The organism is Azoarcus sp. CIB (assembly GCF_001190925.1).
Taxonomy (GTDB): Bacteria; Pseudomonadota; Gammaproteobacteria; order Burkholderiales; family Rhodocyclaceae; genus Aromatoleum.
The window spans coordinates 3806980-3823930 of record NZ_CP011072.1 but is presented as its reverse complement, the minus strand read 5'-3'; the positions used below and the strand labels follow the sequence as shown (position 1 = coordinate 3823930).

The 16951-nt window shown below is 66.2% G+C and carries 15 protein-coding genes; 13 read left to right on the top strand and 2 right to left on the bottom strand.

Translation table 11 applies throughout. The annotated features are described in order from the left end of the window. Positions 1–43: 43 nt before the first annotated feature. The 4 genes from AzCIB_RS17030 to AzCIB_RS17015 all read left to right on the top strand — a co-directional run bounded on the left by AzCIB_RS17030 (position 44) and on the right by AzCIB_RS17015 (position 6119). Positions 44–1594, top strand: a complete 1551-nt coding sequence (locus AzCIB_RS17030; protein ID WP_232299254.1) for an SIR2 family NAD-dependent protein deacylase — start codon at positions 44–46, stop codon at positions 1592–1594. Beyond that, positions 1591–5115, top strand: coding sequence for a WD40 repeat domain-containing protein (locus AzCIB_RS17025; RefSeq protein ID WP_050416967.1), 3525 nt, complete (start codon positions 1591–1593; stop codon positions 5113–5115). Before AzCIB_RS17030 ends, AzCIB_RS17025 begins: the two co-directional genes overlap by 4 nt. A gap of 24 nt (positions 5116–5139) precedes the next feature. Next, entirely contained in the window at positions 5140–5622 is a 483-nt protein-coding gene (locus AzCIB_RS17020) for a GNAT family N-acetyltransferase (RefSeq protein WP_050416966.1), read from the top strand. A gap of 149 nt (positions 5623–5771) precedes the next feature. Continuing rightward, complete coding sequence (locus AzCIB_RS17015; protein ID WP_050416965.1) at positions 5772–6119, top strand: GFA family protein; 348 nt, start codon at positions 5772–5774, stop codon at positions 6117–6119. Positions 6120–6161: 42 nt separating this feature from the next. Here AzCIB_RS17015 and AzCIB_RS17010 read toward each other — a convergent pair whose 3' ends face one another. Next, entirely contained in the window at positions 6162–7508 is a 1347-nt protein-coding gene (locus tag AzCIB_RS17010; protein ID WP_050416964.1) for a sigma-54 interaction domain-containing protein, read from the bottom strand. Positions 7509–7702: 194 nt separating this feature from the next. Between AzCIB_RS17010 and AzCIB_RS17005 the strand changes: the two genes are divergently transcribed. The 4 genes from AzCIB_RS17005 to AzCIB_RS16990 are packed head-to-tail and all read left to right on the top strand — an operon-like array spanning position 7703 to position 10965. Next, positions 7703–8233, top strand: a complete 531-nt coding sequence (locus tag AzCIB_RS17005; protein WP_198149551.1) for a cupredoxin domain-containing protein — start codon at positions 7703–7705, stop codon at positions 8231–8233. A gap of 8 nt (positions 8234–8241) precedes the next feature. Further along, positions 8242–9735 (top strand): cbb3-type cytochrome c oxidase subunit I, encoded by a 1494-nt coding sequence (locus AzCIB_RS17000; RefSeq protein WP_050416962.1) that lies wholly within the window; start codon positions 8242–8244, stop codon positions 9733–9735. 10 nt (positions 9736–9745) lie between these two features. Beyond that, positions 9746–10360: an SCO family protein gene (locus AzCIB_RS16995; RefSeq protein ID WP_050416961.1), complete on the top strand. Its 615-nt coding sequence runs from the start codon at positions 9746–9748 to the stop codon at positions 10358–10360. After that, positions 10357–10965, top strand: coding sequence for a hypothetical protein (locus AzCIB_RS16990; RefSeq protein WP_050416960.1), 609 nt, complete (start codon positions 10357–10359; stop codon positions 10963–10965). The genes AzCIB_RS16995 and AzCIB_RS16990 overlap by 4 nt, the downstream gene beginning before the upstream one ends. 268 nt (positions 10966–11233) lie before the next feature. Here AzCIB_RS16990 and AzCIB_RS16985 read toward each other — a convergent pair whose 3' ends face one another. After that, positions 11234–12139, bottom strand: a complete 906-nt coding sequence (locus AzCIB_RS16985; protein ID WP_502685639.1) for an alpha/beta hydrolase — start codon at positions 12137–12139, stop codon at positions 11234–11236. Positions 12140–12484: 345 nt separating this feature from the next. Between AzCIB_RS16985 and AzCIB_RS16980 the strand changes: the two genes are divergently transcribed. From AzCIB_RS16980 to AzCIB_RS16960, 5 genes are all read left to right on the top strand, one after another. After that, positions 12485–13393, top strand: coding sequence for a glutamate/aspartate ABC transporter substrate-binding protein (locus tag AzCIB_RS16980; RefSeq protein ID WP_083447047.1), 909 nt, complete (start codon positions 12485–12487; stop codon positions 13391–13393). A 70-nt stretch (positions 13394–13463) separates the two neighbouring features. After that, the gene (locus tag AzCIB_RS16975; protein ID WP_050416958.1) at positions 13464–14549 is read left to right on the top strand and encodes a type II asparaginase; all 1086 of its coding nucleotides are present in this window, start codon (positions 13464–13466) and stop codon (positions 14547–14549) included. Positions 14550–14701: 152 nt separating this feature from the next. Further along, on the top strand, positions 14702–15439 hold the full coding sequence (locus AzCIB_RS16970) for an amino acid ABC transporter permease (protein WP_050416957.1): 738 nt from the start codon (positions 14702–14704) through the stop codon (positions 15437–15439). 1 nt (position 15440) lies between these two features. Then, positions 15441–16130 (top strand): glutamate/aspartate ABC transporter permease GltK, encoded by a 690-nt coding sequence (gltK, locus tag AzCIB_RS16965; RefSeq protein WP_050416956.1) that lies wholly within the window; start codon positions 15441–15443, stop codon positions 16128–16130. A 50-nt stretch (positions 16131–16180) separates the two neighbouring features. Beyond that, on the top strand, positions 16181–16909 hold the full coding sequence (locus AzCIB_RS16960; protein WP_050416955.1) for an amino acid ABC transporter ATP-binding protein: 729 nt from the start codon (positions 16181–16183) through the stop codon (positions 16907–16909). Positions 16910–16951 lie beyond the last annotated feature (42 nt).

The window sequence follows — 16951 nt, the reverse complement described above, 5'->3', positions numbered from 1 at the left end:
ATTTCCGGGGTTAGTACATACGTATTTCGGGGAGGGCGCGAGCATGCTGCATCTCCGTTTTTTCCTGTCTTCACCCGGAGATGTTGCCGACGAGCGCACCTTCGCGCAGCAGGTCATCGAGCAGGAGCTGCCGAAAGACCCGCTGTTGCGTGGCCAGATCACCTGTGAGGCGATGCGCTGGGACGATCCGGCTGCGCCCGTGTCGATGCCCGCCACCCTCAGCCCGCAGGACGCGGTCAATCGCGGCCTGGCGAAGCCATCGGAATGCGACGTCGTCATCGTCATCCTGTGGTCGCGACTCGGCACGCGGCTTCCGGATACCTGCACGCGGCCCGACGGCAGCCCGTATCTTTCCGGCACCGAATGGGAGTGCGAGGATGCGCTGGCGGCCAAGCCGCCGCCTTTCATCCTCGTCTATCACCGCAAGGGCAAGCCGGATTTCGGTGATCCGAACGATCCCGATTTCGACGAGCGGGTGCAGCAGTTCCGCCGGGTAAAGACGTTCTTCGACCGGTTCTGCAACCCGGACGGATCGTTGAAGGGGGGCTACGCGGAATACGACACGCCGCAGGAATTTCGCGACCGCCTGCGGCTCGACCTGCGGGCCTTCGTCGAGCATCAACTCACCGCAGGGAAAACGGATGCGCGCGCAACCCGGATCAAGGCGCCGCCACCCTACGGGCGCATCGTCAAGGCGCTGAATTCGGGCATGGTCGTGCCGATCATCGGCAACGGCATCAGCCATTCCGGGCGTCCGGCCGATGTCCGCTGGAATCCGCAGGAGCCGAAGTTCCTGCCCAGCGGCGCGGAGCTTTCGCTCTTTCTCGCCGACGATACCGAGTTCCCGTCGGAGAAGGAGCGCGATCAGCTCGCCGAGGTCGCGTCGTACTACGAGGCCTTCCACACGCGCGACGCGCTGCACGAGCGCCTGCGCCAGATCCTTGCGCCGCAGGCAGTCGCCGGGGTTGGCATTCCTTCGCTGTACGGATTCCTGGCAGAGGTGTCCCGGCCGCTGTTGATCATCACGAGCAACTACGACACCCAGATCGAGCAGGCTTTCCGTGCCGCCCAGAGGCCCTATGACCTGGTCGTCTATTCCGAACTGAAGGATCTCGGCAATGCCGTGCTGTGGTGGCCGCATGGGGCCGCGCGGCCCGAGACCCCGGCGCCCAACGAGCTTTATATCGATCTCGACACGACCACCGTGATCTTCAAGATGCACGGGTCGATCCTCCCAGAGACGTCCGAATGGGACAGCTTCGTGATCACCGAATCGGACTACGTGGAGCTGCTGTCGCGCATCGCCAGCAAGTCCGCGATTCCGGCGCTGTTCGCCACGCATTGCCGCGACCGCAACCTGCTGTTTCTCGGTTACAGCCTGCGCGACTGGAGCTTCCGCACGATCCTGCAGAGCCTCAACCGTTTCTTCGCCAAGCGGGCCGCAGCGGCGGGGGACGAAGAGATCCAGTCCTGGGCCATCGACGACCAGTTCTCGGAGCTCGAACTCAAATTCTGGCAGAAGCGCGGGGTGTACCCGTATGAGGTGACGATAGACGAGTTCGTCCGCACGCTGCGTTCGAGGATGACGCCGTGAGTGCGGGCGGCGACGAACGGGTGCGCTGCCCCTACGTGGGTTTGCAGCCGTTCGAGGAACGCGACCACGAGTTCTTTTTCGGACGCGAGCGCGACCAACACATCATCATTTCCAACCTGCTGTCCTCGCCGCTGACGATTCTTTACGGCGCCAGCGGCGTCGGCAAGAGTTCGGTGCTGTTGGCGGGCGTGGTGCCGCAGTTGCGTCGCGAACGGCCGAAAACCCCCGTGGTGGTGTTTCGCAACTGGGTGGACCGCGACTTCCAGCGTGCGCTCACGCGTGCGTGCATCGACGCCGTGTGGGCGCAGCACGCGGACCAGCCGAAGCCGGCGGAGTCGTTGCCCTTCGACGAAGTCCTGCGGGCCTGCGGCGAGGCGGCCCACGGCCCCGTCCTGGTGATCTTCGACCAGTTCGAGGAGTACTTCCTCTACCACCCCAAGTCCACCGACCCGAACTCCTTCGAAGCGCAGTTCGCACGCGCGGTGAATCGTGATGACGTCGATGTCGGCTTTCTCATCGCGTTGCGCGACGACAGCCTCTCCCGGCTCGACCGCTTCCAGGAACGCATTCACAACCTGATGAGCAACCGCCTGCGGTTGAATCATCTCGACACGGCCGGGGCCGCCGTCGCCATCCGCAAGCCGCTCGAGGTGTGGAACGCCAGGCAGGCGCCGGGGCAGCCGCGCGTCGACATCGAGGAGGGGTTGATCGATGAGCTGCTGCGCCAGGTGCGCATCGGCGAGGTATCGGCAGGTCGCCACGGGGGCAGCGGCGGCACGCAGACGGACGATGGCTACATCGAGGCGCCTTTCCTCCAGCTCGTGATGGTGCGGTTGTGGGAGGAGGAGCGCGAAGCGCACTCGTGCCTGCTGCAGCGCGCCACGCTGGACCGCCTGAAGGGCGCCAACGAGATCGTCCGCACGCATCTGGACAATGCGATGGCCCGGCTGGACGAGACCAGTCAGGCAGTGTGCGCCACTTTCTTCGATCGCCTCGTCACCCCGACAGGCAGCAAGGTTGCCTGCAGCGCGGCCGACCTCACCAGCTGGGCGGGCGAGCTGGCGCCCAAGGTGCCCGCGGTGCTGGGGTCGCTCACAGATGCGCGAAACCGCATCCTGCGGACCGTTGCCGTGCCCGACCGTCCGGACGCGACGCGCTACGAGGTGTTCCACGATGTTCTGGCCCCGGCGATTCTCGACTGGCGCCGCCGCTATGTTGCCGATCAGGGGCGAGCCGACGAGGTCAGGAAGGCGCGCGAACAGGCCGCGAAGCGCGCGCTGCGCCAGTGGCTCTTCGCGATGGGTGTGATGGCCGGCGCCGCGATCACGGGCTGGATCTACGCGTCGTGGGAGGAGCGGCGCTCCGGGGCGAACCAGAAGGCGGCCGAATCGATCTCCATCGCGCCCTTCGATGCGGGGCGCGCACTCGATCTCGCGCTCGAAGCGGTCGAAGCGACGGCACCCTTCGGCCTGTCGCCGACCTTCGCGGCGCGGGTCGGCCTGGCGCCGACGGCCGTGGCCGAGGATGCCTTGCGCCAGGCGATCCAGGCCTCCCGCCTGGTGTGGACGCTGCCGGTGAGCAAGAGATGGGTGTCGGACCTTGCGTTCAGCCCCGACGGGCAGCGGCTGGCCACGGCGGACCAGGAGAAGGCGGTCAAGCTGTGGAGGATTGCCGGTGGGCGCCCGCGAGAACCCGAAGCGTCGTTCGTTCATGACAAGTGGGTCCGCAATGTCGCCTTCCTGCCCGCGGGCGACCGCCTCGTGACGTCCGCCGAGGACAAGGCCTATCTTTGGGCGGTCGATGCGCAGCAGACGCCGCTCCGCACGTTCGATCAGGGAAGCCCGATCTACAACGCCTTCGCCGTCAGCCAGGACGGCAGGCGCCTTGCGACGGGCGGTGCCGGTGACAGTGAACACAAGGGGCGTGTGATCAAGGTGTGGGATCTCGATTCCCCCGCGACCGAAACGGTGCCGCTCACCACCCTCGATGTCGGTGGCGCCTGGGTCATGGGGCTCGCCTTCAGCCCGGACGGCTGCTGCCTGGCGACGGCCTGCGTGGAGCGGGGCGACGGGGACCGAACGGCCGCCGGCATGTGGAGCCTGAAAACCGGCGCCGAGATCCTGCGGCTGCCGCTCACCGAGGCAAGCGATGCCGTGGCGTTCACGCACGGCGGAAAGTCCGTGGTCACCGCCAGCCGCGACGCGTGGGTGCGCGTGTGGCAGCCTGCCGGCGAGACGCTCGACGAGCTGCTCGCCCGGGTGGGCGAATCGAACCCGCCGCCGGGCGCCGAACTTTCAAGCCACCCGGACTGGAGCGTGCGCATCCTTGCCGGTCACGGCGACCGGGTGCGGGATGTGGCCGTGAGTCCGGAGGGCCGGTACATCGCAAGTTCCGCGGGCGATTCCACGGCCAGGATCTGGGACAGCGAGACTGGCGAAAACCTGCTGACGCTGGTCGGCCATACATCCTTTGTCGAGGCGGTCAAGTTCAGTCCGGATGGGCGCCATGTGGCCACTGCGAGTCGCGACGGAACGGTCAAGTTCTGGAACATCGAGGGCCACTTCAAGACCGTCACCAGCCTCGCCTTCAGCGCCGATGGGCGCCAGCTCGTCACGGGCAGCGGCGACCGCACGGCAAGGATCTGGGATCTCTCCGGCGGCTCGCCGGTCCTGCGCCACATGCTGCGCGGCCACACCGGTCAGGTGTTCCGTGTCGCTTTCGCTCCGGGTGGTGCGCAGGTCGCCACCGGCGGGCTGGACAACACGGTCAGGCTTTGGGACGTGGCGACCGGTGCCCAGACGGCAGTCCTGCAAAAGCACAAGGACCAGTTGCGGGGGCTGGCGTTCAGCCCCGACGGCAAGCGGCTCGCGAGTTCGGGCGCCGATGGCTACGCGTGGTTGTATGAACTCGATGGCAGCGGATTTTCCGCCGTATCGGTATCGCATGGCGGCAAGAGCATCGTGCAGGCCTCGTCCGTCGCCTTCCATCCGGGCACGGATCGGTGGGTGACCAGCGGCTTCGATGGCAAGCTCCAGCTGTGGGACTTCGCCGCGCAAAATGTCGGCACGATCCAGCTCCCCGAGGCGGCGCGCAAGCTCGGGACGCGCTTCGCAGAATTCGCCTTCAGCCCCGATGGCGCCCATATCGCCGCGGTCGTGCAGCGCCGCGTGTACCTGTGGCCGGTCAGCGCCTTCGGGCAGCCTGACGCCGAGCCCGCCGCCACCTTCACCATCGACGGTGTCCGTTACTGCGCCGCGATCGCGTACAGCCACGATGGCAGGCAGCTTGCCGTCGCGTGCAACGATGCCGGCGTGAGGATCTTCGACATGGACAAGCTCGAACTGGTGAAGACCATCACCGTGCACAAGAACGACGTGCGCGACCTCGCCTTCAGCCCGGACGGGACCCGCCTGGCGACGGCCAGCAGCGACAAGACCTTCAACGTGTCGCCGCTAGGTTTCGACGAATTGTACGCAGCGGCGCAGCGCCTGCAGCGCGAGACCCGCGATGGCGAGGACTAGCCACCCGATATGAGAGGAAAAGCAATGATCGAGATTGCCCCTTACTCACCGGCACATGCCGACGGTGTCGTCGATGTGATCCTGCCCATCCAGCAGTCCGAATTCGGTATCCCGATCACGCTGGAGGGGCAACCCGATCTGCGCAACATTCCCGGCTTCTATCAGCAGGGGCGCGGCAATTTCTGGGTTGCGCTGGACGGCGGCCTGCCCGTCGGGACCATCGGCTTGCTCGATATCGGCGCGAACCAGGCGGCACTGCGCAAGATGTTCGTGAAGGCCTCGCACCGCGGCGGGGGGCATGGCGTCGCGCGGCACCTGCTCGAAACCCTGCTGGAATGGTGCCGGACACGCGAGGTGCATGCCGTGTATCTCGGCACGACGGCGAAGTTTCTTGCAGCGCATCGCTTCTATGAGAAGAATGGCTTCCGCGAAATCGCCCGTGGCGACCTGCCCGCGAGTTTTCCCGTGATGGCGGTCGACTCGAAGTTCTATTGCCGGGCGCCGTGAGTGCCCCTTGGCGTGAGGAACCGGAGTGAAACTGATACATCCCCGAATTTCAGACGATCAATCCCGTCGTGAAGGCGCTAAAGCGACGACCGCTGGCTTGCCGGTGATGAGTTTCCGTCGGAGCCGATTCCGATGAAAGGAGCAAGGTGATGATCTACAAGGGTAGCTGCCATTGCGGTCAGGTGACCTTCGAGGTCGAAGGCGAACTCACCCAGGTGATGGACTGCAACTGCTCGATATGCACGCGCAAGGGGGCGTTGATGTGGTTCGTTCCCCGCGACAAGCTGCGCCTGCTGACGCCGGAGGACAAGCTCAGCACCTACACCTTCAATACGCACACGATCAAGCACCGCTTCTGTCCGACCTGCGGCATCCATACCTACGGCGAGGGCACCGATCCGGCGGGTAACCGCATGGCGGCGATCAACGCGCGTTGCCTCGAGGGCGTGAAGCTCGCGTCCCTTCCGGTGAAGCACTTCGACGGGCGCTCGCGCTAGGCGCTCCTGTCTGCCGGGCCAGGGCGTCCGCTGCCGATCGGCTCAGGCGCGGTTGAGCCGTTTCCACAAGGTCGTGCGCGACATGCCGAGGCGACGAGCGGCCTCGGCCTTGTTTCCGCCGCACGCGTCGAGCATGCGGCGGATCTGCGTGTGCTCTTCGTCCGGCGTCAGTGGTGTCGCGTAGTAGCGCGTCAGCGGCAAGGGCGGGGGCGCGGCGGGGGGCGATCCGGCCCGCGCCGCCACGTCGGGCAACAGGTGCCGCGGCAGAATCGTCGCGCCATCCGAGTTTACGACCGCATATTCCAGCGCGTTGAACAGTTGCCGCACATTCCCGGGCCAGGCGTAGGACTCCATCGCCACGATTGCCTCCGGCGACAGCCGCAGCTCGGGCCGGTGGTAGCGTCCGCTCAGCTCGCCGAGCAACTGGCTCGCGAGCAGTGCGATGTCTTCCCGGCGCTCGCGTAACGCCGGCACGTGCAGCGGCAGGACGTGCAGGCGGTAATAGAGATCCTCGCGAAACTCGCCGCGGCCGACCATCGCAGCCAGATCGCGGTGCGTCGCCGCGACGACGCGTACATCCACCTTGCGCGGATGATTCTCGCCCACACGCACGATCTCTCGTTCCTGCAGCACGCGCAGCAGCCGGGTCTGCGTCGCGGGAGAAATTTCGCCGATTTCGTCGAGCAGCAGCGTGCCGCCGTTGGCCGCCTCGAAACGGCCGATGCGCGCGCCGGTGGCGCCGGAAAACGAGCCTTTCGCGTGACCGAAGAGTTCGGATTCCTGCAGGTTCTCGGGCAGCGAAGCGCAATGCACGGCCACGTACGGGCCTTTCGCGCGCGGCGAATTGTCGTGCAGCGCACGGGCGACCAACTCCTTGCCGACGCCGCTTTCGCCGGTGATCAGCACGTTCGCTTCGCTCGCCGCGACGCGCAGCGCCTTCTGGTAGAAGTCCTGCATCGCACGGCTGCGGCCGGTGAGCCCGCCGAGCTGCCAGCGGTCGCGCACCTCGGCCTCCAGTTCCAGCTCGCGCGAGCGGTCACGCAGGATGATCGCGCAGTACAGCCCGGATTCGTTCGGCGGCAACAGCATCGCCCACATGCGCAGCGGGATGTCGATGCCTGTCGGCGAGCGGATCACGATGTCCTGGATCTTGTCGTCCTCGCCCGTCGCCGGGGTCAGCGAACATTGTCCGCGCGCTTCGCAGGCGCGGGCACACTCCGTGCCCGGGAACAAGGTCGGGCACAGTGCATCGACCACGCGCGGATTGTCGCGCCCGATCATCCGCGCGGCGGCGCTATTCATCTCGAGCACGCGGCGCGTGGCATCCAGAAACAGCACGCCTTCTTCGAGGCTGTCGAGAAACACTCTCAAGGTCGCCAGACTCGGCATCGAAATCCTCCTTCCGTTCAGACTGAACGTTCAACGTGAACGTTCAGTTGTGCTGGCGACCACATTTCAACAGCGATCGCCGCTGGGAAAAATGATTGGGATCAATCGTTTGTAGAAGGTGGCACGGTGCTGGCTATGTGAATGCACGGGGGACGTTCCGTCCCGAAGACGATCGCATGACAGGAGAATCCACCGTGCAACCAATCGCTTGGCAATTATCGCTAGTGCTGATGACGCTCGTCGCGTTCGGCTTTGCCTTTGTCGCCATCAATTCCGGCCGGCGCCAGGAAGACTACGCACCGCTGCAGCAGAGCGCCTATCGCCTGCGTACGCGGCTGTTCTGGGGGCTGGTTCTGGTCTTCGGTCCGGCCATGCTCTACACGCTGCTGGATCTGCCTTACGACGCGGCACGCGCACGCACCGGTTCGGGAGCGGTGCAGGTGGTCGAGGCGACCGGTTACCAGTGGCGCTGGGAACTGAGCCGGGATCACGTCGCCGCGGGCCAGCCGGTCGAGTTCCGCGTGACCAGCGCGGACGTCAATCACGGCTTCGGCATCTACGACGCCAATCTGCATCTGATCGCGCAGACGCAGGCGATGCCGGGCTACACGAATACGCTGCGTCACACCTTCACCGAGGCCGGAACCTACAAGGTCCTGTGCATGGAGTACTGCGGCGTCGCCCACCACAACATGATGACCGAGATCCGGGTCGTCGCGCAGTAACGGAGGACATGAACGTGGCGACCTACACCTACGAACACACCCCGGATCACGGGGCAAAGGCCGGCGTGCTGGCCTATCTCGCGACCTCCGCCGCAGTGCTGCTGCTGATGATGGTCTTCGGCCTGCTGATGCGGCTGGAGCAGGCGCAGTGGATCTCGATCGGAGCGGACCGCTTCTACGAACTGATGACGCTGCACGGCGCCGGCATGGTCGGCATCGCCGCGATCGCCGGCGCGTCGGTGATGTGGCACTTCCTGCGCCAGTACGTCGACCTGTCGTCGCGCATCTTCATCGCCAACCTCGTGCTGTTCCTTGCCGGCGTTGTGATGATCCTCGGCAGCGTGCTGATCGGACACTTCCATGGCGCGTGGACTTTCCTGTTCCCGCTGCCGGGCAAGTCGATGGGTATGTGGAGCCCCGGGGCGGCGGCGCTATTCATGGGTGGGCTGCTCGTCATCGGCGTGGGATTCCTGCTGCTGCATCTGGACATCGCCCGCGCGATCGTCGCGCGCTACGGCAACTTCGCCCGCGCGCTGGGCTGGCCGCAGCTCTTCGGCCACGACGACGGCAAGGCGCCGCCGCCGACGGTCGTCGCCAGCGCGATGGTCACGGTCGTCAATGTCATCGGTCTGGTCGTCGGCGCCAGCATCCTGACCATGATGCTGGTGAACCTCAACGTGCCGGGATTCGACATCGATCCGCTGCTGGCGAAGGGCATGATCTATTTCTTCGGCCACATCTTCATCAACGCAACGATCTACATGGCGGTGATTGCGGTCTACGAAATCCTGCCGCGCTACACGCAGCGGCCGTGGAAGTCGAACAAGGTGTTCCTCGCATCGTGGACCGCCTCGACGCTGATGGTGATGTTCATCTTCCCGCACCACCTGCTGATGGACTTCGCGTTCCCGAAATGGATGCTGGTGATGGGCCACATCATCGGCTACCTCAACACCGTGCCTATCCTGGTCGTCACCGGCTACGGCGCGCTGATGATCGTCTATCGCTCGGGCATCCGCTGGGACATGGCGTCGAAGCTGCTGTTCCTGTCGCTGTTCGGCTGGGCCGCGGGCGCGATGCCGGCCTTCATCGACGGCACGATCACGGTCAACTACGTGATGCACAACACGCTGTGGGTGCCGGGCCATTTCCACACCTACCTGCTGCTCGGCATGGTGACGATGGTGTTCGGCTTCATGTACTACCTCGGCAAGCCCGACCACGAGGCCGACGATCGGCTGATCGACCGCATCGCGTTCTGGCTCTTCACCTCGTCGGTGCTCGGCTTCACGCTGAGCTTCCTGTATTCCGGCAAGGAAAGCGTCGCCCGCCGCTACGCCGCCCATCTCCCCGAATGGGTGCCGTACGACCGCGTCGGGGCGGTGTTTGCGATGCTGGTGATCGCCTCGTCGCTGCTGTTCATCGTCCGCTTCTTCTCCCGCATCGGGCTGGCGCGGCACGACTACCAGCGCGCTCCGGTCGCACGCGCCGCCACCGCATGAGTCCCGGCACATGAGTAGCGTCGCGCGCAGCGTCGCCGTCACGGCGCTGGTGACCGTCCTCGGCAGCGGTGCCTTCTGGTGGGGCACCGACGGCTTCACCGCCTTCACTGCGGAGACCGCGCGCCGGGCGGACATCCTGCGCGCGCCGCGCCCCTTGCCCGCGGCCGTCCTCGAAGACCAGGACGGCCGCGTCTTCGGCCTCGACGACTACCGCGGACGCCTGCTCGCGGTGGAGTTCATCTACACCCGCTGCACCACGATCTGCAACAGCCTCGGCATGGCGTTCCGGCAGATTCGCGACCGTGTGCCGGCCGAAGCCCTTGGGCGCGATGTCGCGTTGCTGAGTATCAGCTTCGACCCCGAGCGCGACGATTCCCCGAGTCTCAAGGACTACGGCATCGCCCATGGCGCCGACGGCGAGCACTGGCGGCTCGCGCGGGTGCGCGATGCGGCGCAGCTGCGGGCGCTGCTGGAGGCGTTCGGTGTCGTCGTCATCGCCGACCGCTTCGGCGGCTTCGAGCACAACGCCGCGATCCACCTCGTCGGCCGCGACGGCCGGCTCGTCGAGATCAGCGATCTCGATGCGCCGCTGCAATTTGTCGCGAAGCTCGTGGAGGCACTGTGACTGCCATCGCGCCCAATCGCGGCCGTATCGGCTTCGGCGTTCTCGGCGCGCTGTACCTGTTGCTCGCCGCCACGCCCGTACGGGTCTGGCTCGAAGCGACGATGAGCGGCCACATGCTGGTGCAGATTCCACTTCTCGCCGCGATTGGCTTCGCCGCCTGTCGCCTGCTCGCGGCGCACCACCAGGAGCGGCTCCTCGCCATCGCCGGCGGCCCGATACCGCTGGTCGTGGTGGCGATCTTTGCGTCGAGCTGGTGGATGCTGCCGCGTGCGCTCGACGACGCGCTCGCGCATCCGCTCGTCGAGGTGGCGAAGTTCGTCAGTCTCCCGACCCTCGTCGGCCTGCCGCTGGCGCTCGCGTGGCGCAGGCTCGGCACCATCGGCCGCGGATTCGTGTGGACCAACTTCATCAGCATGCTGGCCGTGCTCGGCTGGCTGTACATCGCCGCGCCGCAGCGGTTGTGCAACAGCTACCTCGTCGATCAGCAGGAAAGTGCCGGATGGCTCATGATCAAGCTTGCCCTGCTGCTGTTTGCCGCGTGGCTCGGCCACCTGTTCGTCGGCGCTCACCCCGGGGGGAATCCGCGCGCCGTCCGCGGGCCGTGACAATGCATGGCCCGGCGTCGGCACGTGCCGGGCGCGCCGTTTAGCGGGGGGGCTCGATCAGGACGGCTTCGTCGAGCGTGATCTCGTCGCAGTTGTGGCCGGGGCCCGCGCGATCGCATCTTGCCGGCGATGGACGAGCACGTCGCGATCATCGACGCGAGCGGGGCGAGGAAGAACGACCCGGAGGCTTAGCAGATGGACGTTGCATCCTGTTGAACGGAGCCGCTTTCGTGGATGCGGCCGTGGGCGTGTCGATGGCGCTCGAGCGTCACCCCTGACTCGTCGCTGCCTTCCGCGAACTCACCTGCAGCCCGGCGCGCTGAAGGAAGGCCACGACACCCGCGATCTCGCGTTCCAGGTCGACGAAGGATTCGTGATCGCCGGGCAGGGTCAGGAGCTCGACCGTGCCCGGGCGCGCGGCGGCGTGGATGCGATGGGCGTCGGCCGGGGGGACGACCGTATCCTGTTCGCCGTGCACCAGCAGCACGGGGCAGTTCAGGCGGGCGATGCTGCGCAGCGGGGCAATGTCGTCGAACCGGTGCGCGATGGTGCGCTCCACGTGGCGGAGGATGTAGCGCGTCACGATCGCCGGCAGGCGCCTGCCGGCGAGCCAGCGGCCCATCATCTCCTGCGGGTGTGCGAAGGCGGCGACGCTGACGACTGCCGCAATGTCGCCGCGGCGTGCGGCGGCGAGAAGCACCGCACCGGCGCCGACGGAGTGGCCCAGCAGCGCGATGCGCCGCGGGTCGATCTCCGCGCGACCGGCGAGCCAGTCGCAGGCGTGGCTCGCGTCTTCGGCGAAGCGCGGCAGCGAGGCGAAGCTGTCGGCGTCCGAGAGTCCGTGGCAACGTGAATCGATGAGCAGCGTGGCGAAGCCGGCGCGATGCAGCGGGGCGGCCAGCGGCAGCATCATCTGCGCGTTGCCGCCCCAACCGTGCACGATCACGACGGCGGGTGCGCGGCCTGCCGTCGCGGCAGGGATCAGCCAGGCGTGAAGCTGCCTGTCGTTCGCCGTCGGGATGCGCACCGTCTCGAAGGCGAGGCCACGGGCAGCGGGTGTTTCGGTCTCGCGGATGCGCGGCGCGGCGAGGCTCGCGCCTATCGCGTGATGCACGGCGGCGCGCGCCGTGACGAGTACGGCTGCGGCACCGGCGAAAATAAAGAGGGCGGTCACGAGCGTAATGGCTGGCTCCCCGAAGCCTCGGCAATCGGTTCACGGTCTCATGGTTGTGGGATCCCGCACAATCTGGCGGCGAGAGGGATGACGCCGGGGCGTGCGGCGCAGGGGAGCGCGGGGACGTTCAGCGGAAGGCGTCGTCGAACGCGGGCGAGTGTTCGGAAAACCGAACGCTCCGAAGGGGCTTGGTTCGGATTTCCGAACGACGCCGCACAACGTGGCTACCGGCACTTCGCGGATTTCAAGGGCTGCGCGCCTTGCGCAGCGCAGCAAAAAAGCTGGCACGGCGTCTGCAATGGATATGGTCATCGGGATTATTTATCCCGTCATACCAAAGGAGACATGATGCTGCCGCGCAAGCCCCTCAATGCCACCCTCGCCGCCCTGATCACCGCCGGCGCCGTTGCCCTCGTGCCCGCCGTCGCGCAGGCCAATACGCTGCAGAAGATCAAGGACACCGGCAGCATCACGCTGGGCCACCGCGAGTCCTCGATCCCGTTCTCGTACTACGACCAGAACCAGCAGGTGGTGGGCTACTCGCAGGAGATGATGCTGAAGGTCGTCGAGGCGATCAAAGCCGAGTTGAAGATGCCGACCCTGCAGGTGCGCATGATGCCGGTGACCTCGCAGAACCGCATTCCCCTCGTGCAGAACGGCACCGTGTCGATCGAGTGCGGTTCGACCACCAACAACTCCGAGCGCGCCAAGCAGGTCGCCTTCTCGAACACCATCTTCGTCGTCGGCACGCGCCTGATGACGAAGAAGGCGTCCGGCGTGCAGGACTTCGAGCAACTCGCGGGCAAGAACGTCGTGACGACCGCCGGCACGACCTCGGAGCGCCTGCTGCGCAGGATGAACGAGGAAAAGAAGCTCGGCATGAACATCATCAGCGCGAAGGATCATGGCGAATCCTTCCTGACGCTGGAAACCGGCCGCGCGGTGGCCTTCATGATGGACGACGCGCTGCTCTACGGCGAACTCGCGAAGGCCAAGCGTCCGGCCGACTGGACCATCACCGGCACGCCGCAATCGTATGAAGCCTACGGCTGCATGATGGCCAAGGACGATCCGGCCTTCAAGAAGGTGGTCGATGCCGCGATCGCGAAGACGATGACCTCCGGCGAGGCCGAGGCGATCTATAACAAATGGTTCCTCGCGGCGATCCCGCCGAAGAACATCAACCTCGGCTTCCCGATCTCGGACGCGATGAAGACGCTCTTCAAGGCGCCGAACGACCGCCCCTTCGAGTAATCGCCCGGACCCCGACCCCACCTCAAAAATACAAAAGGCCCCGGAATGGGGCCGCTTCAGGAGACTCGAGATGCAGGTTCGCAACCACAAGGGCTGGACCGCCGGCCGCACGCTGGCGCTGATCGCCGCGCTGGCGCTGTCCAGCAGCACCGCTTTCGCCGATGCCAAGAGCAAAGTCGTCATCCTCGCCACCGGCGGCACGATCGCCGGAGCGGGGGCCACCGCCGCCAACAGCGCGACCTACCAGGCTGCCAAGGTGCCGGTCGACAAGCTCATCGCCGGCGTGCCGGAACTGGCCAACCTCGCCGACGTGCGCGGCGAGCAGGTGTTCCAGATCGCCTCGGAGAGCTTCACCAACGAGCAGCTGATGACGCTGGGCAAGCGCGTCTCGGCGCTGGCGAAGCAGGACGACGTCGACGGCATCGTGATCACGCACGGCACCGACACGCTGGAGGAGACGGCCTTCTTCCTGAACCTCGTCGTGCGCAGCGAGAAGCCGGTTGTCGTCGTCGGATCGATGCGCCCGGGTTCGGCGCTGTCGGCCGACGGCATGCTCAACCTGTATGACGCGGTCGCCGTCGCGGCAGCCAAGGACGCGCGCGGCAAGGGCGTGCTGGTGACGATGAACGACGAGATCCAGAGCGGTCGCGACGTCACGAAGGCGATCAACATCCGCACCGAGGCCTTCAAGAGCCCGTGGGGCGCGCTGGGCATGGTCGTCGAGGGCAAGAACTACTGGTTCCGTGCCCCGGTGAAGCGCCATACGACCAACTCCGAGTTCGACATCGACACGATCGAGAAGCTCGCCCCGGTCGAGGTCGCCTACGGCTACGGCAATATGAGCGACGCCGCCTACCGCGCCTTCGACAAGGCCGGCGTGAAGGCGGTGATCCACGCCGGCACCGGCAACGGTTCGGTCGCGAAGCACATCGTGCCGGTGCTGCAGGAACTGCGCGCCAAGGGCGTGCAGGTGATCCGCTCGGCGCGCGTGACCGGCGGCGGCTTCGTGCTGCGCAACGCCGAACAGCCCGACGACAAGTACGACTGGGTCGTCGCCCACGACCTCAACCCGCAGAAGGCGCGCATCCTCGCCGCGGTCGCTCTGACCCGGACGCAGGACAGTAAGGAATTGCAGCGCATCTTCTGGGAGTACTAAACCCGGCTTGAGCCGAACGCCCGGAACGCTCGTTCCGGGCTCCCGCCCCTGAAGCATCCCGTACCGCCGGCGCTGCGCGCGCCGGGGGCAGGGGACGGCTGCGCCCGCCGCAGCCGCAGGGGCCTTTTTCTCCGACGTTTCTGGAGTCTTGCATGGAATACCAATGGAATTGGGGCGTGTTTCTGCTCCCCAGCGCCGTCAATGACGGCACCTACCTCGACTGGATGATCGCCGGTCTGCAGACGACGCTGTTGCTGTCGCTGTCGGCCTGGGTGATCGCGCTGCTGCTGGGTGCAGTCGTCGGCGTGCTGCGCACGGTGCCGCATCGCGGGCTCTCCGGCGTGGCGACGGCCTATGTCGAGATGTTCCGCAACATCCCGCTGCTGGTGCAGCTGTTCTTCTGGTATTTCGTGCTGCCGGAAATGCTGCCCACGGCAGCCGGCGACGCCTTCAAGGCGCTGAACCCGATCGCGCAGCAGTTCGTCGCCGCGATGGTGTGCCTGGGCTTCTTCACCAGCGCGCGGGTCGCGGAACAGGTGCGCTCGGGCATCAACGCGCTGCCGCACGGGCAGAAGAACGCCGGACTCGCGCTGGGCCTCACGCTGCCGCAGACCTACCGCCACGTGATGCTGCCGATGGCCTTCCGCCTCGTCGTGCCGCCGCTGACGTCCGAATTCCTCAACGTCTTCAAGAACTCGGCGGTGTGCTCGACGATCGGGCTCCTCGAGCTCGCCGCACAGGGGCGCCAGCTGGTCGATTACACCGCGCAGCCCTACGAGTCCTTCGTCGCGGTGACGGTGGCCTACCTGATGATCAACGTCGTCGTGATGCTCCTGATGCGCAAGGTGGAAGTCCTCGTGCGCGTCCCCGGTTACCTCGGAGGCAAGTGAAATGTTCGGTTCCTACGAATTCGACTGGTCGTCGATCCCCGGCTCGCTGACCTTCCTCGGCCAGGGCCTGATGGTGTCGCTCGAGATCACGGCGCTGGCGATCGTCTCCGGCATCGTGTGGGGCACGCTGCTGGCGATGGCGCGCCTGTCGTCGATCAAGCCGCTGGCGTGGGCCGCCGCGGCCTATGTGAACCTCTTCCGCGCGATCCCGCTGGTGATGGTGCTGCTGTGGTTCTTCCTGATCGTGCCGAAGTTCCTCGAGAGCTTCCTCGGCCTGCCGCCGGGCTCCGACGTGCGCCTCGCCTCCGCGATGATCGGCTTCGCGCTGTTCGAGTCGGCCTACTACGCCGAGATCATCCGCGCCGGCATCCAGTCCGTGCCCAAGGGCCAGCTCGCCGCCGCCCACGCGTTGGGCATGAGCTACCCGCAGGCGATGCTGCACGTCGTGCTGCCGCAGGCCTTCCGCAACATGGTGCCGCTGCTGCTGACGCAGGCAATCATCCTGTTCCAGGACACCTCGCTGGTCTATGTGTCGGCGCTCGCCGACTTCTTCGGCGCGGCCTACAAGGTCGGCGACCGCGACGGGCGGCTCGTGGAGCTGGTGCTCTTCGCCGGCGCCGTCTACTTCGTGCTGTGCTTCGCCGCCTCGCAAGCCGTGCGCCACTACCAGAAACGTCTGCAGACCGCCTGAGCCCGCGGCGTCTGCGTTCCCGATACACACCTCAGCGAAAAGGCATCGTCATGATCACCATCGACAAGGTCAGCAAGCATTACGGCAATTTCCAGGTCCTCACCGACTGCTCCACCCACGTGAACAAGGGCGAGGTGGTCGTCGTCTGCGGTCCCTCGGGTTCCGGCAAGTCCACCCTCATCAAGTGCGTGAACGGGCTGGAGCCGTTCCAGCAGGGCGACATCCACGTGAATGGCACCTCGGTCGGTGCGGCCAAGACCAACCTCTCGAAGCTGCGCGCCCACGTCGGCATGGTGTTCCAGCACTTCGAGCTGTTCCCGCACATGACGATCCGCGACAACCTGAGCCTCGCGCAGATCAAGGTCCTGAAGCGCGACAAGGACGAGGCCGCGGAGAAGGGCATCTACTTCCTCGACCGCGTCGGCCTCAAGGCGCACGCGCACAAGTTCCCCGGGCAACTGTCCGGCGGCCAGCAGCAGCGCGTCGCGATCGCCCGCGCGCTCGCGATGGACCCGATCTGCATGCTCTTCGACGAGCCGACCTCGGCGCTCGACCCCGAGATGATCAACGAGGTCCTCGACGTCATGACCGAGCTGGCGCAGGAGGGCATGACGATGATGTGCGTCACGCACGAGATGGGCTTCGCCAAGCGCGTCGCGCACCGCGTGATCTTCATGGACCACGGCAAGATCGTCGAGGACGACAGCAAGGAAGCCTTCTTCGCCAACCCGCGCTCGGAGCGCGCGCAGCAGTTTCTCGCGAAGATCCTGCAGCACTGATTTTCCGCAGCACCCACGCCAAAGACCATAAACACCGGAGAC